The sequence below is a fragment of the Rhizobium sp. RAF56 genome (genome assembly GCF_052113965.1).
Classification (GTDB): Bacteria; Pseudomonadota; Alphaproteobacteria; order Rhizobiales; family Rhizobiaceae; genus Rhizobium.
On record NZ_JBFRDU010000006.1, the window covers coordinates 39,997 to 62,031 of the forward strand.

21 protein-coding genes and 1 other RNA gene are annotated in these 22,035 nt (G+C 62.4%); 7 read left to right on the top strand and 15 right to left on the bottom strand.

Translation table 11 applies throughout. The features are described from left to right. Window positions 1-1,032, top strand: a complete 1,032-nt coding sequence (locus tag AB4048_RS06625; protein ID WP_442201132.1) for a peptidoglycan -binding protein — start codon at window positions 1-3, stop codon at window positions 1,030-1,032. A gap of 67 nt (window positions 1,033-1,099) precedes the next feature. On the opposite strand, the gene AB4048_RS06630 is transcribed toward AB4048_RS06625, so the two are convergent. Both AB4048_RS06630 and AB4048_RS06635 read right to left on the bottom strand, forming a co-directional pair. Continuing rightward, a complete protein-coding gene (locus AB4048_RS06630) occupies window positions 1,100-2,353 on the bottom strand; it encodes an RNA polymerase sigma factor (protein ID WP_442201133.1) in 1,254 nt (417 codons plus the stop codon). An 8-nt stretch (window positions 2,354-2,361) separates the two neighbouring features. Next, a complete protein-coding gene (locus tag AB4048_RS06635) occupies window positions 2,362-2,712 on the bottom strand; it encodes a YciI family protein (RefSeq protein ID WP_442201134.1) in 351 nt (116 codons plus the stop codon). Between the two features lie 239 nt (window positions 2,713-2,951). On the opposite strand from AB4048_RS06635, the gene AB4048_RS06640 reads away from it, so the two are divergent. Continuing rightward, window positions 2,952-4,589, top strand: coding sequence for an FAD-binding dehydrogenase (locus AB4048_RS06640; RefSeq protein ID WP_442201135.1), 1,638 nt, complete (start codon window positions 2,952-2,954; stop codon window positions 4,587-4,589). A 48-nt stretch (window positions 4,590-4,637) separates the two neighbouring features. Here AB4048_RS06640 and AB4048_RS06645 read toward each other — a convergent pair whose 3' ends face one another. From AB4048_RS06645 to AB4048_RS06655, 3 genes are all read right to left on the bottom strand, one after another. Then, the gene (locus tag AB4048_RS06645) at window positions 4,638-4,820 is read right to left on the bottom strand and encodes a YegP family protein (RefSeq protein ID WP_442201136.1); all 183 of its coding nucleotides are present in this window, start codon (window positions 4,818-4,820) and stop codon (window positions 4,638-4,640) included. Window positions 4,821-4,963: 143 nt separating this feature from the next. Then, window positions 4,964-5,458 (bottom strand): hypothetical protein, encoded by a 495-nt coding sequence (locus tag AB4048_RS06650; protein WP_442201137.1) that lies wholly within the window; start codon window positions 5,456-5,458, stop codon window positions 4,964-4,966. A gap of 164 nt (window positions 5,459-5,622) precedes the next feature. Then, entirely contained in the window at window positions 5,623-7,422 is a 1,800-nt protein-coding gene (locus tag AB4048_RS06655) for an ABC transporter transmembrane domain-containing protein (protein ID WP_442201138.1), read from the bottom strand. A 250-nt stretch (window positions 7,423-7,672) separates the two neighbouring features. Between AB4048_RS06655 and rpmE the strand changes: the two genes are divergently transcribed. Continuing rightward, complete coding sequence (rpmE, locus tag AB4048_RS06660; protein WP_442201139.1) at window positions 7,673-7,894, top strand: 50S ribosomal protein L31; 222 nt, start codon at window positions 7,673-7,675, stop codon at window positions 7,892-7,894. Between the two features lie 233 nt (window positions 7,895-8,127). Here the strand turns inward: rpmE and rcdA are convergent, their stop codons facing one another. From rcdA to AB4048_RS06675, 3 genes are all read right to left on the bottom strand, one after another. Further along, entirely contained in the window at window positions 8,128-8,643 is a 516-nt protein-coding gene (rcdA, locus tag AB4048_RS06665) for a protease adaptor protein RcdA (RefSeq protein WP_442201140.1), read from the bottom strand. 375 nt (window positions 8,644-9,018) lie between these two features. Beyond that, a complete protein-coding gene (locus AB4048_RS06670; RefSeq protein WP_442201141.1) occupies window positions 9,019-9,210 on the bottom strand; it encodes a DUF1192 domain-containing protein in 192 nt (63 codons plus the stop codon). 16 nt (window positions 9,211-9,226) lie between these two features. Then, entirely contained in the window at window positions 9,227-10,504 is a 1,278-nt protein-coding gene (locus tag AB4048_RS06675) for an MFS transporter (RefSeq protein WP_442201142.1), read from the bottom strand. A 172-nt stretch (window positions 10,505-10,676) separates the two neighbouring features. On the opposite strand from AB4048_RS06675, the gene AB4048_RS06680 reads away from it, so the two are divergent. Continuing rightward, complete coding sequence (locus AB4048_RS06680) at window positions 10,677-10,838, top strand: hypothetical protein (protein ID WP_442201143.1); 162 nt, start codon at window positions 10,677-10,679, stop codon at window positions 10,836-10,838. On the opposite strand, the gene AB4048_RS06685 is transcribed toward AB4048_RS06680, so the two are convergent. From AB4048_RS06685 to tkt, 6 genes are all read right to left on the bottom strand, one after another. After that, window positions 10,835-11,740 (bottom strand): PhzF family phenazine biosynthesis protein, encoded by a 906-nt coding sequence (locus AB4048_RS06685; RefSeq protein ID WP_442201144.1) that lies wholly within the window; start codon window positions 11,738-11,740, stop codon window positions 10,835-10,837. The genes AB4048_RS06680 and AB4048_RS06685 overlap by 4 nt on opposite strands. Before the next feature lie 147 nt (window positions 11,741-11,887). Next, window positions 11,888-12,913, bottom strand: coding sequence for a class I fructose-bisphosphate aldolase (locus AB4048_RS06690; protein ID WP_442201145.1), 1,026 nt, complete (start codon window positions 12,911-12,913; stop codon window positions 11,888-11,890). Window positions 12,914-13,128: 215 nt separating this feature from the next. Beyond that, window positions 13,129-14,331 (bottom strand): phosphoglycerate kinase, encoded by a 1,203-nt coding sequence (locus tag AB4048_RS06695; protein ID WP_442201146.1) that lies wholly within the window; start codon window positions 14,329-14,331, stop codon window positions 13,129-13,131. A 161-nt stretch (window positions 14,332-14,492) separates the two neighbouring features. Continuing rightward, entirely contained in the window at window positions 14,493-16,343 is a 1,851-nt protein-coding gene (locus tag AB4048_RS06700) for a potassium/proton antiporter (RefSeq protein WP_442201147.1), read from the bottom strand. 496 nt (window positions 16,344-16,839) lie between these two features. Next, window positions 16,840-17,850: a type I glyceraldehyde-3-phosphate dehydrogenase gene (gap, locus tag AB4048_RS06705; protein ID WP_442201148.1), complete on the bottom strand. Its 1,011-nt coding sequence runs from the start codon at window positions 17,848-17,850 to the stop codon at window positions 16,840-16,842. Window positions 17,851-17,913: 63 nt separating this feature from the next. Continuing rightward, window positions 17,914-19,887, bottom strand: coding sequence for a transketolase (tkt, locus tag AB4048_RS06710; RefSeq protein WP_442201149.1), 1,974 nt, complete (start codon window positions 19,885-19,887; stop codon window positions 17,914-17,916). Window positions 19,888-20,274: 387 nt separating this feature from the next. Here tkt and AB4048_RS06715 point away from each other — a divergent pair, with 387 nt between their 5' ends. The 3 genes from AB4048_RS06715 to ssrS all read left to right on the top strand — a co-directional run bounded on the left by AB4048_RS06715 (window position 20,275) and on the right by ssrS (window position 21,209). Further along, entirely contained in the window at window positions 20,275-20,550 is a 276-nt protein-coding gene (locus AB4048_RS06715; protein ID WP_442201290.1) for a DUF4164 domain-containing protein, read from the top strand. Window positions 20,551-20,597: 47 nt separating this feature from the next. Beyond that, window positions 20,598-20,975, top strand: a complete 378-nt coding sequence (locus tag AB4048_RS06720; protein ID WP_442201150.1) for a cell division protein ZapA — start codon at window positions 20,598-20,600, stop codon at window positions 20,973-20,975. Window positions 20,976-21,050: 75 nt separating this feature from the next. After that, window positions 21,051-21,209: non-coding RNA, 6S RNA (gene ssrS, locus AB4048_RS06725), on the top strand. Between the two features lie 19 nt (window positions 21,210-21,228). Here ssrS and AB4048_RS06730 read toward each other — a convergent pair. Beyond that, entirely contained in the window at window positions 21,229-21,909 is a 681-nt protein-coding gene (locus AB4048_RS06730; protein WP_442201291.1) for a pentapeptide repeat-containing protein, read from the bottom strand. Window positions 21,910-22,035 lie beyond the last annotated feature (126 nt).

The following is a 22,035-nucleotide window of genomic DNA, read 5'->3' on the forward strand; positions in this document are numbered from 1 at the left end:
ATGGCGCTCGCGCGAAACCGCCGCACGCAGAGGACGGTGGATTATTGGCCGGGCTTCGTCGATGCGCTCTCGACGCTTCTGATGGCCATCATGTTCCTGCTGACGGTGTTCGTCATCGGACAGTTCATCCTCAGCCGCGAGATATCCGGCCGCGACGAGGTGCTGACCCGGCTGAACAGCCAGATCAACGAACTGACCCAGGCGCTCGCGCTCGAAAAGAGCGGCAAGCAGGACCTCGAGGATTCGCTTGCGAACCTGCAGGCGTCGCTGTCGGTCGCCGAAAGCGAGCGCTCGCGCCTTCAGACCCTGCTCGACAACGGCACCGGCAACAGCCAGGCTGCGACGCAGCGCGTCACGGCGCTGACGCAGCAACTGGACGACCAGAAGCAGGCAAGCACCCGTGCGCTGAGCCAGGTCGATCTTCTCAATCAGCAGATCGCCGCCCTTCGAAGCCAGATCGCGGCGATCGAGGTGGCGCTGCAGGCCTCCGAAACCAAGGATCAATCGTCGCAGACGAAAATTGCCGATCTCGGACGTCGCCTCAACGTGGCGCTTGCGCAGCGCGTGCAGGAACTCAATCGTTACCGCTCGGATTTCTTCGGGCGCTTGCGCGAAATACTCTCCGATCGTGACAATATCCGCGTGGTCGGCGACCGCTTCGTCTTCCAGTCGGAAGTGCTGTTCCCGTCGGGCGGTTCTGACCTCAATCCGGACGGCCAGGCCGAGATGGTCAAGCTTGCGGCAGCGCTGCTCGACGTCGCCAAGGAGATCCCACCGGAGATTACCTGGGTTCTGCGCGTCGATGGGCATACGGACAATGTGCCGCTTTCCGGCACGGGCCGCTATGCCGACAACTGGGCGCTGTCTTCGGCGCGCGCCATTGCCGTGGTGAAATTTCTGATCGCGCAAGGCGTTCCCGCCGACCGGCTGGTCGCGGCAGGCTTCGGCGAATTCCAGCCGATAGCGCCGGGCGAGACGCCTGAAGCCCGGGCCACCAATCGCCGCATCGAGCTCAAGCTGACCGAGAAATAACCTTTCCTTACGAATACCGGACGAAAAGCCGCTCTACATTTTTTCCTGAAAGAAGCCAGCTGCCGCTTCATGACGAAGCGGACTGCAGATGGCTTGCGCGCCGAGCTTGCAGGAAGCGGCGCACCGGGGCGCTCTCGCTGAGGCCGATGGCGCGATCGTAGGCGGCGATAGCGCGCGGGCTATCCCCCGCCTCGGCGAGCAGATGGGCGCGGACTGCCCAGTACGGCTGATAGGCGCGCACATCACCATCATCGAGCCGATCGAGGGCTGCAAGTCCAGCTGTCGCTCCCAGCGCACGGCCGACAATCGCTGCCCAGCTGGTCAACGCGCCGACGGTCGCGCGGAGCGCGACGAGACCTTCGTAGAGCGTTACCAATGCCGCCCAGTTGGTCGTTCCGGTCCGCGCCCGTTCCGCATGTACGGCCTGGATGGCTGCATGGCACTGGAAGGGGCCGAAGCGATTGAAGGTTCCTGCGTGCCTCAGGAGAGCATCGGCTTCGGCATTGAGTACGCTGTTCCAGAGTGTGGTGTCCTGTTCCTCCAGGGGAACGTAGTCGCCGTTTTCGTCGCGCCGCGCCGCGCGCCGCGCTTGGGAGTAGAGCATCAGCGCCAGGAGGCCGATCGCTTCCGGCTCGTCGGGGAGAACGGCGATGAGCGCGCGCCCGAGCCAGATGGCCTCCTCCGCCAGCGCATTGCCGCTGTCGCTCTCGCCATCGAGCCCGTCCCAGGCGAGGCCATAGGCGGCATAGATCGCGGAGAGGACGCCCTCGAGCCGTTCGGGCAGGTGTTCGCGCTCCGGAACCGCAAAGGGAATGCCGGCATCGCGGATCTTCGTCTTGGCGCGCACCAGGCGCTGCCCCATGGCTTCCGGCGCCACCAGAAAGGCGGACGCGATATTGCGAGCCTGCAAACCGAGAACGGTCTGCAGCATCAGCGGCGCATGCAGTGCGGGATCGATGGCTGGATGCGTGCATGCGAACATCAGCTTCAGACGGTCGTCGGGAAATGCCTGGCCCGCCGCGTCGTTCATGCGATCCTCCGCTTCTTCCAGTGCGAGGCGCACCACGGGCACGGCCGCCCTGCGCGTCTGCCGCCGGCGGGCTTCGTGCGCGAGATTGCGTCGTGCGGCGACCAGCAGCCATGCCTGCGGGCTATCGGGGACGCCGCTTTCAGGCCAGACGCGCAGTGCCGCGGCAAGCGCCTCGGACAACGCGTCCTCGGCAGCCGCCACATCGCGGTTGCGCACCGCGAGATAGGCGATCAGCTTGCCGTAGGATTGTCGCGCCGCCTGTTCGGCAGCGCGGTGCGCATCAAGGTTCATCGCGTCGGTCACATGGGCAGAAGTGGGCGAACCTCGACCGAGCCGCGCTCGGTGACGGGAACGCGAACCGCCCATTCGAGAGCGGCGTCGATGTTCGGGACTTCAAGCAGATAGAAGCCGCCGAGCTGCTCCTTGCCGTCGGGGAAGGGGCCGTCCTGAACCTCGCGCTTGTCGCCTTTGACCCTGACGATGGTCCCGGTCTCGGGTGCCTGCAGCCCCGCGCCTCCGACCAGAACGCCGGCCTGCTGCAAGGCAGCCGTATAGGCAGTCCAGCCGGCCCTGTAGCGAGTGCCTTCCGGCGAGTCGTTGCGAAGGGCGAAGTCTTCCTTGGATTCCCGAACGAGTATGGCGTATTTCATCGCAGATCTCCTGATCGCTTTAGACTGATGACAACGCGGATGATTGTGGCGATCTTGGCTGTAAAGCCAGCGCTTCGCAATCTGCTCCGCGGACCGGCTGTCATCCCGATCCGACACAATGAGCCATGAGCCTTAGCGATTTCGACATGGCCGATGAAAAATCATGAATAGCGACGCCGGCGAGTTGCGACGACGTTTACGTGTGCGTAAGGTCAGGGGTGAAGCTGGGGAGGTTCTGCATGGATTGCGATGTGCTGGTGATCGGCGCGGGGCTGGCCGGGCTCGTTGCGGCAGCGGAGGCCGCCGACCGCGGGCGGCGCGTCGTCGTTGTCGACCAGGAGGGCAAGCAGAGCCTCGGTGGTCAGGCGTTCTGGTCGCTCGGCGGACTTTTTTTCGTCGATAGCGCCGAGCAACGGCGCACCGGCATCCGCGACAGCCTCGATCTCGCCAGACAGGACTGGCTGGGTTCCGCCGGCTTCGACAGGGCGGAGGATTATTGGCCGCAACGTTGGGCGGAAGCCTATCTCGATTTTGCCGCGGGCGAAAAGCGATCATGGCTGCACCAGCAAGGCATGCGTTGGTTTCCGGTCGTCGGCTGGGCGGAGCGCGGCGGCGGGCTGGCACACGGCCACGGCAACTCCGTGCCGCGCTTTCACCTAACCTGGGGGACGGGGCCGGGCGTGCTTGCCCCCTTCATCCGCCGCGCCCGCGAAGCGGAGGAGAAACGACAGCTGACGTTTCTCTTCCGGCATCAGGTGGACGAGCTGATCGTCGAAAGCGGCGTGGTCTGCGGCGCCTATGGAACGGTGCTCGAGGCCGACACCGCCGAGCGCGGCAGGGAAACGGCGCGCAGCGCCGTCGGCGCGTTCCAGATCAGGGCCGGCGCGACGATCGTGACCGCCGGCGGCATTGGCGGCAACCACGATCTCGTTCGGCGCAACTGGCCCGTCGCCCGTCTCGGTCCACCACCCGGGTTCATGGTTGCCGGGGTGCCCAAGCATGTGGACGGACGCATGATGGGCATCAGCGAACGGGCAGGCGGGCGCGTGATCAACGGCGATCGCATGTGGCACTACACCGAGGGCCTGAAGAACTGGGATCCGATCTGGGACAATCACGGAAGTCGCGTCCTGCCTGGTCCCTCGTCGTTCTGGTGCGACGCCGATGGCAACCGCTTCCACGCTCCCGCCATGCCCGGCTTCGATACGCTCGGAACCTTGAAGGAGATCCGCAAGCGCGGGCACGAGCACAGCTGGTTCATCCTCACCAAGGCGATCATCAAGAAGGAGTTTGCGCTCTCGGGCTCGGAACAGAACCCGGATCTGACGGGCAAGAACATTCCGTTGCTGCTGAAGCGCTTGGGCAGCAATCCGCCCGGGCCGGTACAAGCCTTCATGGATCGGGGCGAGGACTTCATCGTCCGCGGCACGTTGGAAGCGCTGGTCGAGGGGATGAACGACCTTGCGAGCGAGAACCGGTTGGATGTCGCGCATCTGCGCGGCCAGATAGAAGCGCGCGATCGGGAGATCGCCAACGCCTATTCGAAGGATGCGCAGGTCACCGCGATCCGCGGCGCGCGCAACTATCTCGGCGACAGGCTGATGCGCACGGCCAAGCCCCATCGCCTGCTCGATCCCAAGGCTGGACCGCTGATCGCGGTCAGGCTGCACATCCTGACGCGCAAGACGCTCGGCGGTCTGGAATGCGATCTTTCAGGAAGGGTTATGACAAAAGGCGGCAGGCCCGTACCTGGCCTCTACGCCGCCGGCGAGGTTGCCGGTTTCGGCGGTGGCGGCATGCACGGATACAACGCGCTTGAAGGAACGTTCCTCGGCGGCTGCATCTTTTCCGGAAGGGTGGCCGGCCGCGCCGTCTAGAGCGATTTTAGCCGGGTGAGGCGGCGCCGGAGCGCCGCCCTCAAGCCCTCAATCTTTGGTGTCGTCGACGACATCAGCGCCGGGCGCGTTCTTCTTGATGGATTCGATCGCGCTCATGGCGGAAGCCTTTGCCTTGTAGCCTTCCGATCCGAACATCGATTCACCGTTCGATGCCTTGAAGCGGAAGCGAAACTCTCCGGCCTTGTCTTTGTATACTTCAAATTTATACATTCAGACTTCTCCTTGGAAGCGCGTGTTGCGCGGATAACATCTTGCAATTTATCGCAAGTCGCCAAGCATTGCTACTGCACTGCCCCCCGCCTGGGCAAGCCGAAGCCTTCCCCCTCATGCCGTTGTTTCTGGCGTGTTTTGCTTCAAGTGAAATAGGAGAAAATCGACGCGAACTTGTTTGCGATGTAAGGCGCGAAGAGCACCAAGCCGGCGTAGAAGAACTGAGTGATGTTGCCGAGTTCGGGAACTTGTCCGGTCACTACGAAACGGTTGAGATAGGCAAGGCCGAAGCCGATGTAGAGCATCAGGATGGAGATCGTGCCGACGAGCGCGATGACGCGGCTGGAACTCGCCCGCAGCGTCGTGACCATCACCGTCTGCACGGTCGTTGTGGCTGGCGCGCCGGGTGTCGGCGGTTGCGCGGGCGCAAGGATCGGCACGCCGTCATTCGTCATCTGGCTGAGTGTCACCTCTTCGGAAAGTGCATCCGTCAGCGACCAGCCGGTCGCTCGGCGTAGCGAGTGATAGCACAGCAACAGCGCAAAGACCGTGATGGCTGCGATGAACGTCACCAATGCATATGCGAAGGCCTGAGAGCCGACATAGGCTGTCGCTTGAGCTGCGGCTGCATTTTCCATGACTTCCCCTCCTGATGGTCAGGTCGACGGATACGCCCGTCGAGAAAATCGACAGGGCGTTCTAAATCATTGAAACTGCGCTTGATCCTACGCTTTTATCGCAACTGATATAAGATGCGCGTGCGGGCAAATTCCTTTGTCCCGCCGATCCGTCGATGACAGGGCTAATTCACCACCGCCAGACGCTCGACGCCGGCGTCGAATTGCAGCCGCGCCAGCTTGGCATAGATGCCGCCATGGCGGATCAGGCTCTCATGGGTGCCTTCTTCGACGACGCGGCCCTGATCGAGCACGAGGATCCGGTCGGCCTTGAGCACGGTCGCCAGCCGATGCGCGATTACGATCGTCGTGCGCGTTTCCATGAGCCTGTCGAGCGCCTTCTGGACGAGTGTCTCGCTTTCGGCATCGAGAGCCGAGGTTGCCTCGTCGAGAAGCAGGATCGGGGCATTCTTGAGGATGGCGCGGGCAATCGCGATGCGCTGGCGCTGGCCGCCCGAGAGCATGATGCCGCGCTCGCCGACCTCGGTGTCATAGCCTTTCTCGAGCCGTGAAATGAACTCGTCGGCCTGGGCGGCGATCGCGGCGGCACGCACGTCTTCGCGGGATGCCCCGGGACGGCTGAAGGCTATGTTGTCGTGGATCGAGGATGCGAAGATCGTCACGTCCTGGGGCACGATGGCGAGCCTGTCGCGCAGTGCCTGCGGAGAGACGAGGCGGGCGTCAACGCCGTCGATCTCGACCCTGCCTTGCTGCGGATCATAGTATCGCAGCATCAGCGAAAAGATCGTCGTCTTGCCGGCGCCCGAGGGGCCGACGATCGCCACGGTTTCGGCCGGCTTTATATCCAGCGAAAGGCCGTGCAGGGCGGATCGTTCGGGGCGCGACGGGTAGAAGAAGTGAACGTCGGCGAAGGTGACGCGTCCTTCGGCCGGCAGCGGCAGAGGGAGCGGATCGGCGGGAGCGGCGATCGGCGAAACTTCGACCAGAAGCTCGCCGAGGCGATCGGCTGCACCTGCTGCCTGCGACAGCTCCCCCCAGACCTCCGAAAGCGAGCCGAGCGAGCCGGCGGCGATGACCGAATAGAGCAGGAACTGACCAAGCGTTCCCGCCGACATCGTGCCGGCCAGAACGTTCTGGGCACCGACCCACAGAACCGCGACCACGCTGCCGAAAACGAGGCTGATGGCAAATCCGGTGAGCAGCGAGCGCGAGGTGATGGCGGAGCGGGCTGCCTCGAACGCGTCCTCGACCGCGGCGCCGTAGCGGCTGGAGGCGGCCGCTTCTGCGTTGAAGGCCTGCACGGTGCGAGCCGCGGCAATCGTTTCGTTGGCGAAGGCCGACGCGTTTGCGAGCGTGTCCTGAGCGGCGCGCGAGCGCTTGCGGACCGTGCGGCCGAAGGCGACGAGCGGAAAGACGATGAGCGGGATGGCCAGAAGCACGATGCTGGAAAGCTTCGGGCTGGTGACGATCATCATGCCTACTGCGCCGAGACACAGGATGAGGTTCCTGAGCGCCACGGAGGCCGTCGCACCGACCGCGGACTTGATCTGCGTCGTGTCGGCCGTCAGCCGCGAGACGATCTCGCCCGAATGGTTGACGTCGAAGAACGAGGGAGAAAGCCGCGTGACGTGATCGAAGACCTCGCGGCGCAGGTCCGAGACGATGCGCTCGCCGAGCGTGATGACGAAGTAGTAGCGCATGGCGCTAGCGACCGCGAGCACGATGGCCATCACCATCAGCATGACGAAATAGCTGTTGATGAAAGAGCTGTCGGCCTGCGAAAAACCGTGGTCGATCATCCGCCTGACGGCGAGCGGCAGGGCAAGCGAGGTGACTGCCGCGACCGTCAGCGCCGTCAGGGCGCCCGCGACCACGCCGCGATAGCGCTTGAGATACGGCACGAGCCTGCCGAGCGGCCGGATGGATCTCGTCGTTTTAGCTTCCGTCTGTTCCGTCTCGGCCAACCGTCGTTCCTCATCAACTTATACGCCGCGCCGCCGCTTTTGCCGGCGCGAGACCACTTCTGTATGCGCACTGCCACCCTTGCCTGGGTTGAGCGCGAAGGCACTTGTTATCCTTGCGGCCTTCATGTATAGGCACGGCATCTTAATTGGAAGCCGTGGCCTTCATCGGTCTGCGGCTTCATTTATTCAATCGGTCCGGTTGCCGCAATGGCTTGCGACAAATGGACCCTGGCCTGGCAGGAAGATTGTTATGAAGGCGAACATCCACCCCGAATACCACGTCATCAAGGTTGTCATGACCGATGGCACCGAATACGAAACCCGCTCGACCTGGGGTTCGGAAGGCGCCGTCATGAACCTCGAAATCGATCCGAGGTCCCATCCGGCATGGACCGGCGGCAACCAGCAGCTCATGGACCGCGGCGGTCGCCTGTCCAAGTTCAACAAGCGCTTCGGCGGCCTCGGCCTCTAATCGCTGCTGCGACAGATTTCAGAAAGGCCCGGCTTCGTCCGGGCTTTTTTATTGTCCGCGCTAAAGACCGTTTCCGTTTTTCTTCGAAACACGGAAGCGGTCTATCTATTTGTTTTGACGCAATTCCGGACGGAAAACCGCGTCGCACTTTTCCTGGATTTGCTGTAGCACGACAAAAAAACCGGCCGTGCATGGCACGACCGGTTCGGTGATTGTTCGATTGTCGCTTAGACTTAGCTGAGCCCGAAGGCCGTCTGCAGCAGGTTGAGCTGCGCCTTGACGCTGTTCTGGTTGTCCGGAACCATCGGAGTTTCGTCCGGCCGATAGATCTCGCGGTCGAGCAGGGCGACGCGGTTCTGCAAGCGGATGGAGCGGTCGATCAAATCGCGGAAGGATTCGGGAAGGTCGTTCCAACCGGGCGCATTGCGATCGACGTTGAAGCCGTCAAGGCGCACCTTGGTCTTTTCGGCGACCACCTGATCACGCGACATTTCGCCGTTGTTGACGGCGCGCTGCAGGAGCAGCCACGAAGCCATCTGCATGAGGCGCGTCGTCAGGCGCATCGATTCGGCGGCGTAGAGTACGGACGCCATGCGCGGAAGAACTTTCGAGGCGGCGCGACCCTGCCCGTCAAGGTAACTTGCGGTTTCTTCGACCAGCGCCATGCCTTCGGAGTAAAGGGCCTTGAATTGCGAGGACGATGCAGCACGTCCCGCGAAGCTAATCGTGTTCAATCCAAGTTCCGACATAAAAGCAATCCCTGTTCACGCATCACTTTTGTTCAGGTAACGCCGGCTTGGCGAATATGTTTCGCGCTGGCGCCTTCTGTTGCACTTGAACATGGTGTTTCTAGCTGAAAACCGCAAGGCGTTTCTTAAGGAAGGGTTAATCTCCACAGTTTCATTGGAGGACCCGAAAAACGCAAAAAGAGAGCCGCAAAGGCGGCTCTAAAGGTAAAACAGGGAGAAAATCAGACCAATTCGCCAGGAATGGTGAAACTGTCTGAGTCCAGATAAAATCCGGATGAACCAAGTAATATGTCGTAAAGCTTAATATATCGTTAACGGTCATTTCCGGGCTGTGCCGGATATGCGCAAAGAGCGCGGCGAGGCCATATTCGCGCGTCAGCTGCGGAACAGATTCTCGGCAGCGATTCGCCCGGAGGCCTTCCTTGTGGCTTCCTCTTCCAGCCGGGTGATTTCTGCCTGGAGCAACGCAATGCGCGCTTTCAGCTCATCGACTGAAAGCAAAGCGAGGTCGCTGCCGATCTCGTGTGCGATCGGCTTCTTCGGGCGGTCGTCGTCGAACAGGCTCATGGCGCATCAACTCCCTTCAGCTGTATTTTACCGCAGGATCGTCCTGTTCGGAAAGCTGTTCGCCGCGGTTGGCAAGCGACATGCTCTCCGGCGTGATCATCTGGGAAGTGGCGGTGGGGATCGTCGTATAGGCATCGCGCGCGCCGACGGCTATGGGTGCGCGACGCCGGCTGCGGAAGAGCGCGTAGGTGGTGATCATGACATGCGCGAGCGCGGTGACGAAGAACAGTGCGTAAGGCCCCGCATAGGTCATGACAGGACCGCCGACGGTCGGGCCGATGATCGTGCCGATTCCGAAGAGCAGCAGCAGTCCGCCGGAGACTTTGACGAAATCTTCCGGGGCGGCGTAGTCGTTGGCGTGGGCGATCGTGATCGGATAGAGCGTGTTGGCGGCGGCGCCATAGACCACGACGAGGCTGATCAGGAAATATGGGCTCGCAGGCTTCAGCAGGAAGATCAGCAGGCCCGCGGTCGCCGCGACCAGCGCCATGGCGGCAAGCACATGACGGCGGTCGATCCGATCCGACAGGCGGCCCGCGGGCAGCTGCATGACAGCGCCCGCGAAGATGGTGAGGCTCATCATCAGCGCGATCTCGGTTTCCGGCAGGCCGGCGCCCGCGCCGAAGACGGCGCCGAGCGTGCCGTAGGCGCCGTTGGCAATGCCGACGAGCAGAATGCCCCAGCAGGAAACAGGCGAGTTGCGATAAAGCGCCGGTAGGTCGAGCTTGACGGCCTTGAGCGGTTGCGGCGAGGCGGCGGTCGAAAGCGTCGTCGGCAGCATCGCCACGCAATAGCAGATGCCGCAGATCATGAAGAGGTAAGGCGTGTGGATATCCGAGAACGGCACCATCATCTGGCCGGCAACGGAGCCGAGCAGCGTAATGCCGATGTAGAGCGAGAAGATCGCGCCACGGCTTTCGTTCGTGGCACGCTCGTTCAGCCAGCTCTCGATGATCATCGAGGTGCCGGCCGTGCAGAAGCCGGTGATGGCGCGCAACACGACCCAGGCGGTCGGATCGACGATTATGCCGGTCAACAGCGCGATGATGGCGATGATCGAAATGAAGCCGGAGAAGGCGCGCACATGCCCGATGCGCCGCACCACTTTCGGCGCGGTGAAGCAGCCGAGCACGAAGCCGGTCGCCCAGGTCGTGCCGAGCAGGCCGAGCGTCGTCGTCGCATAGCCTTCGGCGGTGCCGCGCACGGGCAAAAGCAGGCCGTGAAGGCCGTTGCCGATGAACAGGAAGAGGGTGCCGAACAGGAGGGCGAGGACGGGCAGAAGGTTTCGGTTCATTTCGTCACTCTCGGCTGTTTCCGCTTAAAAAAAAGATAAGGTGGCGGCAAATGCAGGCGACCGTTGCTTGTGGCACCGATAGTCTTTAACGGCTTGAAGTGCTTGTCTGTTGGCGTGCAAAAATGTCGGTCCTATGGCCGAACTCTTATAAGCGGAAATGATGGGGAAGGTCATGACGAAACTGATAGCGGTGCTTCTGCTGCTCGCCATGGCCGTGCATATCGTCAAGCCCCTCAATCTGCCGGGATTGAGGCGACGAATGGATTTCTGGCGGATCGCCTTGATTGCGTTCGCGGTCTGGACCGTCGCGCTGGTGATCAACGAGACGTTCTAGAGAGCGATTCGCCCGCTCATGACATCGACAGAGCGTCCTGAAATCACGACGCTTACCACCTGTCCTTCAGCCTTTCGAACGGCGATCTCGATGATGCTGCGGCGACCCATCTCCACCCCCTGCTCGATGCGGATTGCCACGTCCGCATCCGCCTGCGGCAGCAGCGAGACGAGGTAGGCGCCGAGCGCCGCCGAGGCGCTGCCGGTTGCCGGATCCTCCATGACGTTGTCGAGCGGCGCGAACATTCGGGCGCGAATGTCCCAGGGACGTTCCGGGTCGCGAGCGTAGAGAAACAGCGACACGTCGCTTTCGTGCAGGGCGGCCGCTTCGGTAAAGACGGCAAGGTTCGGTCGAGCACTACCCAGATCCTCGATCCCATTCACTTCCGCGAAAACGAAGGGCAGCCCAACGGAGGCGAATACCGGCGCATGCGTTGTGTGGCGGATAGCGGCTGGATCGATCGAGGCGCAACGGGCGACGAGATCGCCGGCGACCTTGGCGCCGATGGTCAGCGGCTTCGGTGCCTTGATCGCGGCGCCAACGACTTCGCCGCCTTCGCGAAGGAGGTTGACTTCCACCAGCCCCGCTTTCTCCTCGAAACGCAGCGTGTCGCCGACCGGACGCCCGAAAAGCGTGGGCCGGCGCCCGAGCACGTAGGCGGTTCCGACATTGGGATGTCCGGCGAAGGGCACCTCCGTCGTCGGCGTGAAGATGCGGACCCGCGCATCGTTGCGAGAATCCTCGGGCGGCAGAACGAAGGTGATCTCGGAATAGTTGAACTCAGCGGCGATCAGCTGCATCGCCTCGTCGCTGATCCCGCGCGCGTCGGTAAAGACGGCAAGCGGATTGCCAGCGAAACGGACGGAGGTGAAGACATCGACGGTGACGTAGTCGGCGAGCATGGCGATCTCCAGGCGAGATGAGCGGAGGCGCCACTTTCATGCGCGCGGCGCGGCATGCAAATCTAAAATTTGTAGCGGTGACAATTCCCTCTGGTCGAAAGCTCGCGCAACCGGGCTTTCCTGTTCTTGAGGGTCGAAGGCTTGCGCTCACGCCGCCTTTTCGAGTTCCTTCTTCCAGCTGCCCTTAGCGGCCAGATGGTTCATCTCGGCCCGATGCGCAAAGGCGCGCTGGCCGGCGGCGACGTTTTCCTTCTTGCCGCCCCATGCCTTGATGGCCATGTCCTGAAGCGCGCGGCCATAGGAGAAGGTCACATGCCAGGGCAGGCTGAAGCCGGTGTTGATGGCGGAGAGGTGGGCTGTCGCCTCCTCGTTGGACTGGCCGCCGGAGAGGAAGGCGATGCCGGGCACGGCCGAGGGCACGGTCTGCCTTAGCACTTTGACGGTGCGCTCGGCGACTTCCTCGACCGACGCCTTGCGCGCCTTCTTGCCGTCGATGACCATGCTGGGCTTCAGAATCATGCCTTCAAGCTGGATGCGCTGTTCCGCCAGTTCCTGGAACACCGTCTGCAGCACGAAGCGGGTGACGTCCTCGCTGCGCGCGATGTCGTGCGTGCCGGGCTCACCATCCATCAGCACCTCCGGCTCGACGATCGGCACGATCTTGGCTTCCTGGCAGAGAGCGGCATAGCGGGCGAGCGCATGGGCGTTCGCCTTGATCGAGCCGTAGGTCGGAAGCTTGTCGGAGATTGCGATCACCCCACGCCATTTGGCAAAGCGGGCGCCTGCCTCGTAGTACTTCGCCAGGCGCTCGCGCAGCCCGTCGAGGCCTTCCGTGATGGTCTCGCCAGGGAAATAGGTCATCGGCTTGGCGCCGGTATCCACCTTGATGCCCGGAATGCTGCCGGCGGCGCGGATGATGTCGACGAAGGGTGTTCCGTCGGCCGCCTTCTGGAAGAGGGTCTCTTCATAGAGGATGACGCCGGAGATGTACTTCTTCATCGCATCGTCGGTGCGAAACAGGAGCTCGCGATAGTCGCGGCGGCTTTCCTCGGTGGAAACGAGATCGATCGTGTCGAACCGCTTCTTGATCGTGGCGGTCGATTCATCGGCTGCCAAAAGGCCTCTGGCGCCCGCAACCATCTTTACCGCAATGTCTTCCAGTCTTTCGCTCATGTCTCGTTCTCCCAGGCGATTTCGGTCAGGAAAGCAATAGTCAAATCGGCGATAACAGAAGTTGTTTAGGAGTGAAATGGCGGCTTAAGTCTTTGAAACGATTGAAATCATTTCAAACGTTTGAAACTTCTGGACGTAATCTTAGCACTTACCAAAAGACCGCGAAAGCAATCGCTTTCGCGGTCTGATGCAATGTCATTCGAACATCTGAGACATCATTTCCGCGCGCTCAGAACGGCGACGCCCGGAAGCACCTTGCCTTCCATCCATTCGAGGAAAGCGCCGCCGGCGGTCGAAACGTAGCTGAAGTCGTCGGCGACGCCGGCATGATTCAGCGCCGCCACGGTGTCTCCACCGCCCGCAACCGAGGTGAGCTTGCCGGCCTTGGTGCATTCTGCCGCGTGTCTTGCGGCCGCGACCGTCGCCGCATCGAATGGCGCGATCTCGAATGCGCCGAGCGGTCCGTTCCAGACAAGGGTGGCCGCGCGCGAGATCCATGCATTCACGGTCTCGACGGATTTCGGTCCGACATCAAGCATCATGGCGTCGGCGGGGATCTGATCGACGCTCACCACCTCGTTGGGGGCATTTGCCTTGAATTCGCGCGCCACGACGCCGTCCTCGGGAAGAACGATGGCGCAGCCGGCCGTCGCTGCCTCGATCATGATCTGCTTGGCGGTGTCTGCAAGATCATGCTCGCAGAGCGACTTGCCGACGTTGACGCCGCGAGCGGCGAGGAAGGTGTTGGCCATGCCGCCGCCGATTACCAGCGCATCGACCTTCTTCACGAGGTTCATCAGCAGGTCGATCTTGCTCGACACCTTCGCGCCGCCAACGATCGCGACGACCGGACGTGCGGGATTACCGAGGCCTTTCTCCAGCGCTTCGAGCTCCGCCTGCATGGTGCGTCCGGCATGGGCGGGCAGGTGGCGGGCAAGACCTTCCGTCGAAGCGTGCGCGCGGTGCGCGGCCGAAAAGGCGTCGTTGACGTAAAGGTCGCCATTGGCGGCGAGCGTCTTGATAAACTCGGCGTCGTTCTTTTCCTCAGCCTTATGGAAACGGGTGTTTTCGAGAAGCAAGATATCGCCGGCCTGCATCCTGGCGATGGCGTCCGCTGCCGGCGCGCCGATGCAATCGGGCGCGAAGGAGACAGCGTGGCCAAGTACCTTTTCGACCGCGGGCACGATCTGCTCGAGAGAGAATTCCGCCGAGGGGCCGTCCTTCGGGCGACCGAAATGGGCAAGCAGGATGACCTTCGCGCCCTTCTTCGACAGTTCCAGGATCGTCGGGGCGACGCGTTCGATGCGTGTGGTGTCGCTGACCTTGCCGTCTGCCACCGGCACGTTGAGATCGACGCGCACAAGCACGCGCTTGCCTGAGATGTCGGAAAGGTCGTCGAGGGTCTTGAAGGCTGGCATGGGGATATTCTCTCGTTGGTCAGCTTGGGTGGCCGAACATACTACGGATAATGGCAGACGCAACAGCGCCGGCGCATTCAAAAACAACGGGCGGGGAAGGCTGTAACGCGTTAAGGGAGTTACATAATTTCGAACGTTTCCGACAATTGTCCGACCCGCCCTCAGGCGTCGTTTTTTCCGGCATCCGAGGCGGTGGAGGACGCGTCACGGCGATGCTTGCGCCGCTTGGCGTATCTGTCGCGGAAGCGGTCGACGATATCGTGGATGTTCATGAAGATCGGCAGCCGGGTCGCGGCATCCACCGCTTCGAGCGACATGCCGACCGATTGGATATGGTCGTTTTCGTCGAGATCGCGCACGATGAGAATGAGGGATCCGAGGCGGACGCGATCGGCATAGTCGGCCTTGCCGCCGAGGCGGTGGCGCATCAGCTCGGCGATCGTCATGTGCTTCTCGTGCTCGGCGAGCAGGCCCGGCCCGTAGGCCGCGTCGAGATCGGCCGCGGGGCGCAGCGGCGAGATCGCAAACGCGCCGAAGAATTCCGCATCCTCCGGATCGACCGCCGCACGGCTTGCAAACAGGCGGTCGAGCAGGCGCGAATAGCTGGGGGCGATGAAGAGGTAGACGAGGTCGTTTTCCCTGAGACGGCCGGCATATTGATAGCGCATCGATTTGCCGTCACGCACGATCAGCGACGGCATCGCCCAGCGGGGAATCCGCTCTCCGCGCAGCACCGGGCTGTCCTTGACCACGCGGTAGGACAGGAGCTCGTGGTTGACGGCGCCGGGCAGATCGACCTCCACCTTGTGGACGGCGCCGATACGGGGCGGGATGATCAAGCCAAGCCGTTTCGCCATGGGCTTGATCGTCCAGCCCTGCACCAGAAGCGAGACCAGAACGACGATGAAGGCGACGTTGAAATAGGTCTGCCCGGCTTCGAGATTGCCGAGGATCGGCATGATCGCCAAAAGGATGGAGACGGCACCGCGCAGCCCCACCCAGGCGACGAACCCGGTCTCGCGCTGCGTGTAGTCGAAGGGCAGCAGGCAGAGCCAGATGGCGGCGGGCCGGGCAACGAAGATGAGAAAGAGCGCCAGCAGCACGGCGGGAATAGCGATCGCCGGAAATTGGGATGGCGTCGCAAGCAGACCGAGCACGAGGAACATGATGATCTGGGCAAGCCAGGTCATGCCGTCCTGAAAGCGCTTGATACTGGCGGATGCATGCATCTTGCCGTTGCCGGCATAGATGCCCGCCACATAGACGGCCAGAAAGCCGCTGCCGCCGACCGTACCGGTGAAGGAGAAAACGAGGAGCGCCAGCGCCAGCACGAAGATCGGCGTCAGGCCGCGATCGGTTTCCAGCCGGCCGACGACCAGCACGATCATCATGCCGCCGAGAAGCCCGAGGATCAGGCCGAGGCCCATCTGCTGCACGAACATGGCGAGCATGGCGAGATTGATGCCGTGGTAGCCCTCGCCGCTGCCGATCGCCTCGACGAGCGCGATGGTGAGAAAGATCGCCATCGGATCGTTGGTTCCCGACTCGACCTCCAGCGTCGAGCGCACCTTGTCGCGGATATTGATGCCGCCGATGCGCAGCAGGAAGAACACGGCCGCCGCATCGGTCGATGCGACGATCGAACCGAGCAACAGGCCCTCGAGCCAGGAAAACCCCAGGAGCAGCGAAGCGGCGACCGCAAACAGCGCCGCGGTGAAGACCACGCCCACGGAGGCAAGGGCCAGCGCCGGGGCCGCGGCGAGGCGGAAGGACTGGATCGACGTCCCGTAGCCGGAATCAAAAAGAATGACGGCCAACGCCAGCGAGCCAATGACATAGGCGAGGTAGTTGTTGCTGAACTGGATGCCGAGACCGTCCGTACCGGCGATGAGGCCGATTACCAGGAACAGCAATAGCAAGGGTGCACCGAAGCGGAAGGCGAGCAGGCTCGAAAAGGCGGCAGCAAGGATCAGGACCGTGCAAACCAGTATCACAATATAAAATGCTTCCACCGACCCATTCCCCCTTTCCCCTACGACACGACCGTACGCCGCCCCAGCCTCCTCCCGCTTGTCGCAACCGCCCGCTTCGCTCTGAAAGTCTGGATTTCAAGAGCAGGCGAGCATCGACACGCCTAACCCTGCCACGGTCCGTGGGGTAAGCATATCGAAATGTCCCTATGGCGATGTCGCGACGCTGAAACCACCTCGTCAGGACGATGAGGCAGATCGGAATACCCTGGGAGGATACCTGTATCTGCGACTATCGCCCAATCTGGACGATTGCGGGGCAGAGTTCTGAAAAATTCAAGGAGTTCAGCGAAATAGGGGTGGCGATGTGGTCTGGCAGCAAGCGAAAAAATATCATTGAATACATATTGATGGGTGTTGCAATCGACTCCATACAATCAACCACAGTTTGAATTAATAGCGGATTAAAGCTCGTTTGATCCTTACAAACAAAAACGGCCCGGTTGCCCGAGCCGTTTCCAAGTCTTGCAAACAGGCGTCAGATCAGCTTGGCGAAGGCGACGGCCGTGTCGGCCATGCGGTTCGAGAAGCCCCACTCGTTGTCGTACCAGGTGAGGATGCGCACGAACTTGCCTTCGAGGACCTTCGTCTGGTCGATGGCGAAGATCGAGGAGTGGCTGTCGTGATTGAAGTCGCGAGAGACCAGCGGTTCCTCGGTGTAGCCGAGAATGCCCTTCAGCGCGCCGTTGGAGGCAGCCTTGATGGCCTCGTTGACTTCCTGAACGCTCGTGTCGCGCTTGGCGACGAACTTGAGGTCGACGACCGAGACGTTCGGGGTCGGCACGCGGATCGAGGTGCCGTCGAGTTTGCCCTTCAGTTCGGGCAGCACGAGGCCGACGGCCTTGGCGGCGCCGGTGGAGGTCGGGATCATCGACAGCGCCGCGGCGCGGGCGCGGTAGAGATCCTTATGCATGGTGTCGAGCGTCGGCTGGTCGCCCGTGTAGGAATGGATGGTCGTCATGAAGCCATGATCGATGCCGATCGCATCGTGGAGAACCTTGACGACCGGAACGAGGCAGTTGGTCGTGCACGAGGCGTTGGAGATGACGAGATGTTCCTTCGTCAGCTTGTCGTGGTTGACGCCGAAGACGACGGTGAGATCGGCGCCGTCGGCAGGTGCGGAGACGATGACGCGCTTGGCGCCGGCTGTCAGGTGGGCTGCCGCCTTGTCGCGGGCGGTGAAGATGCCGGTGCATTCCATGGCGATGTCGATGCCGAGATCGCGGTGTGGCAGGGTGGCCGGATCCTTGATCGCGGTTACCTTGATCGGCTTGCCGTTGCCGACGATGATCGAGTCTCCGTCGACCTTCACCTCGGCCGGGAAGCGGCCGTGGATGGAATCGTAACGCAGCAGGTGGGCGTTGGTCTCGACCGGGCCGAGGTCGTTGATGGCGACGACCTCGATGTCGGTGCGGCCGGATTCCACGATGGCGCGCAGAACGTTACGGCCGATGCGGCCGAAGCCGTTGATGGCAACTTTTACAGTCATTTGCATTCACTCCCTAGAGATGGGGCTTGCGGATGGAATTTGGAGCGCGCCGAAGCGCGCTCGTCAAAGCTTTGCTTCTGCGGCGGCAACGACAGCGTCGGCGGTGATGCCGAAATGCTTGAAGACATCCTTGGCCGGGCCGGAGGCGCCGAAGCTCTTCATGCCGACGAAAGCGCCTTCAGGACCGATGAAGGCATCCCAGCCCTCGCGGACGGCGGCTTCGACGGCGATCTTGACCGGCGAGTTGCCGATGACGTCCTTGCGGTAGGCATCCGGCTGGTCGAAGAAGAGTTCCGTGCAGGGCACCGAGACGACGCGGGTGCTGACGCCCTTGCCTTCGAGCGTCGCGCGGGCGGCCACGGCCAGCTCGACTTCGGAGCCCGAAGCGAAGATCGTCACCTTGGCGTCAGCCTCGCCGGCCAGCGTATAGGCGCCGAGCGTGCAAAGGTTCTTTTCGCTGTATTCGGTGCGGACCGGCGTCAGGTTCTGGCGGGTCAGCGCCAGCGCGGAGGGATGGTTCTTGGTCGTCGCCGCGATCTGCCAGCATTCCGCCGTCTCGGTCGGATCGGCCGGGCGGAAGACGCGAAGGTTCGGTACGGCGCGCAGGCCGGCGATCTGTTCGACCGGCTGGTGGGTCGGACCGTCTTCGCCGACGCCGATCGAATCATGCGTGAGCACGTGGATAACGCGAATGCCCATGATCGACGCAAGCCGGATCGGAGGACGGCAGTAGTCGGAGAAGATCATGAACCCGCCGCCGTACGGAATAAGACCGCCGTGCAGCGCAATACCGTTCATGGCCGAGGCCATGCCGTGCTCGCGGATGCCCCAGTGCATGTACCGGCCGGAGAAATCGGTCGGCGTGATCGACTTCATCTGGCTGGTCTTGGTGTTGTTCGACGGCGTCAGGTCGGCGGAGCCGCCGATCATTTCCGGCACCAGGCCGTTGATGATTTCGAGGGCGTCTTCCGATGCCTTTCGGGTGGCGATCGTCGGATTGGCTTCGATCAGTTTCTTCTTGTAGGCGGTGATCGCCGCGTCGAAACCTTCCGGCAGTTCGCCGGCGAAGCGACGGCTGAATTCGGCCTTGGCCGGAGACTTGGCAAGGCCCTCTTCCCAGGCCTTGATCAGATCCAGCGAGCGGGTGCCGGCGGCGCGCCATGTGTCGAGCACGTCGGCGGGGACGACGAAGGGTTCGTATTCCCAGCCCAGGGCCTTGCGCGTGGCGGCGATTTCCTCGGCGCCGAGCGGGTTGCCGTGCACCTTGTGGGTACCTTGCTTGTTCGGGGCACCGAAACCGATGATCGTCTTACAGGCGATGAAGGTCGGGCGATCGGACTTGTGGGCAGCTTCGATCGCCTCTGCGATGGCGGCCTGGTCGTGACCGTCGATCTCGATCGTGTTCCAGTGGACCGCCTTGAAGCGGGCGACCTGGTCGGTCGAGTCCGAGAGCGAGACAGCGCCGTCGATCGTGATCGAGTTGTTGTCCCAGAAGAGCACGAGCTTGTTCAGCTTGAGGTGGCCGGCAAGCGCGATCGCCTCATGGCTGATGCCTTCCATCAGGCAGCCGTCGCCGCAGATGGCGTAGGTGTAGTGATCCTGCAGGTCGGCGCCGAACTCCTCGCGCAGTTTGCGCTCGGCGATCGCCATGCCGACGGAGTTGGCGATGCCCTGGCCGAGCGGACCGGTGGTCGTCTCGATACCGGTCGCATGGCCGTATTCGGGATGGCCGGCGGTCTTGGAGCCGAGCTGGCGGAACTGCTTAAGATCCTCGACCGTCATGTCCGGGTAGCCGGTGAGGTAGAGCACCGAATAGAGAAGCATCGAGCCGTGGCCGGCCGAAAGGACGAAGCGGTCGCGGTTGGGCCAGTGCGGCTTCTTCGGATCGAACCTGAGATACTTGGTGAAGAGAACCGTTGCGACGTCCGCCATGCCCATCGGCATGCCGGGGTGACCGGAATTGGCCTTCTCGACGGCATCCATGGCAAGGAATCGGATCGCGTTGGCCATCCGGTCGTGTTGTTCGCGAGAGATCATGGGTCTATCCGCAGCTCTGAGTTCGGGTGGGCGATCACAACCGCGGCAGGGCGGACCACCGGTGAAAGGCTGCCGGATCGAAGACGTCGCTCCTCTCCAATCCCGGGCGGCCTCAGGCGGCTGACACATAGCAGTTGCGGCGCGCAAGTCAATAAATGCAGGGCCGTTCTCAAGGTCACAAGCGCGTTTCTGTGGCACAGTGCGGCGCGCCGAAATCGCATCGCACGAGCGCTTGCCAAATCGCGGCCGCTACCTTCATCCACAGTTTAGGTCGGGGGGTGCGGGGTACGGTTGATTGACGCGCGGTTGTCGAGGTGAATACTGTTGCAAATCAGATCGGTGGCCGGATGCGACGATTCGGGGCGCCTGGACTGGGAACCGGAAGAGATGACGCCTACAGGCAAAACCGTGGATGCGGCCCTCAACGATCTACGCAAGGCGATCGATACGCTGGACAATGCCATCGATGTTCGCTTCGAGCGCGAGCGCGAACGCAGCGAAGTCGACGGGGAGGTGCGGCGTGTCCACGCCGATCGTTCTCGGCTGGCCCAGGAGCTGGATCAGGCCGAGTTTCGCGCCAACCGTCTGGAAGAAGTCAATCGAGAAGTTTCGCGCCGTCTGGTCACGGCAATGGAAACCATAAGGGCCGTGCTCGACCGCTGAGATCCGCGACGGATCGGGGTGAGCGACGGCAATATGATCGGAAATCTATGGCACAGGTCACGGTAACCATCGACGGCAAGGCCTATCGCATGGCCTGCGAGGAGGGGCAGGAGGATCACCTGACGGACCTCGCCACGCGGTTCGATCGCTATGTCAACCATCTTAAGGAGCAATTCGGAGAGATCGGGGATCTGCGCGTGACGGTCATGGCCGGCATCATGGTGATGGACGAAATCGCCGAACTCACGCGTCGTGTGGCCAGCTTGGAGGCCGAGCTGGAATCGCTTCAGAACAACCGCGACACCGTGCTTGCCGCCACGGCGCGCACCGAAGAGACGCTCGCAACCGCTCTGGACGAAGTGACGACGAGCATCCGCGGGATCACCGAAAAGCTCATCGCCAAGCCCGCGCCAAACACCCACTGACTGCTGCCACCGCTATTTTTTTGCGGCGGCCCGCCGGCCTCTGGCGCGCCGATGAAATTAGCCCTATATATCAAATGCGTTCTGCGCTTCCCGACAGGAACCACAATCCCTGGGGCCATACTCGATCCAAAGGGAGCTGTCCCTGACCAGGCTCGTGGGCCTGGACACACGGTGCCCACCTACGTTTGTAGGCACCCAGGATCGTAAATCTCCATCGGTCGCCGCGGATCGCACTTTCCAGATATATTCCCCCTCATTCTGGAGGGGGGCAGGGCCAACCGGCGGGCGTTTTCAGCCCCGCCGGAAGCTTTGTCTTGGCGTCGCCGCAGGCAAGGTCGATCTGAGACTGCTCAAGGCCCGTGGCGGCCGACAGATCCAGCCCCTCGATCCTCGTCAGGAACATGAAGGCATGCTCGAAAGCCAGGGGCCCTTCGAACACGGCGCTGCTGAAGTCGGCGCGCGACAGGTTCGCCAGCGAAAACCGTGCGCCTGTCAGCGTCGCATTGTCGAAATTGGCGCGGCCAAGTTCGGCCTTTTCGAAGCTCGCGCCGGTCAGCCGCGCGCCGCTGAAATCGGCGCGTTGCAACTCCGCGCTCAAGAAAGTCGCTCCGTTGGCCACCGCGTTCGCGAAGCTGCTGCGATAGGCTTCGACGTGGTCGAAATTAGACTTCTCGGCGCTGGCACCGTTGAACCAGGTGCGCATCAGATTGGCCTTCTCGAAATTCGCGCGTGCCAGATTGGAATCGCTGAGGTTCGTCATCGAGAAGTCCGCGCCGCCGAGATCGGCGCCGGAAAGGTTGCTGCCCTGGAGAACGAGGCTCTTCTTGCTGCATTCACGCCAGTCGAGACCTGGCGCGGGCGAACCGCCACAATCCGCCGCCTGCGTCGCGGCGGCTGCCGTCAGTGAAAGAATGAGCGTCGTGGCAAATGCCATGAAGGAAAGGGCCGCCGGCAGGATCTGGCGGCGCGCCCGCGCCGGCCCAAGTCCTGACAAGCCCGACATCTCTCCGTGAAACTTAGCCATCCCGGTGGCTCCCTCTGCCTGGTAGATGACCCTCTT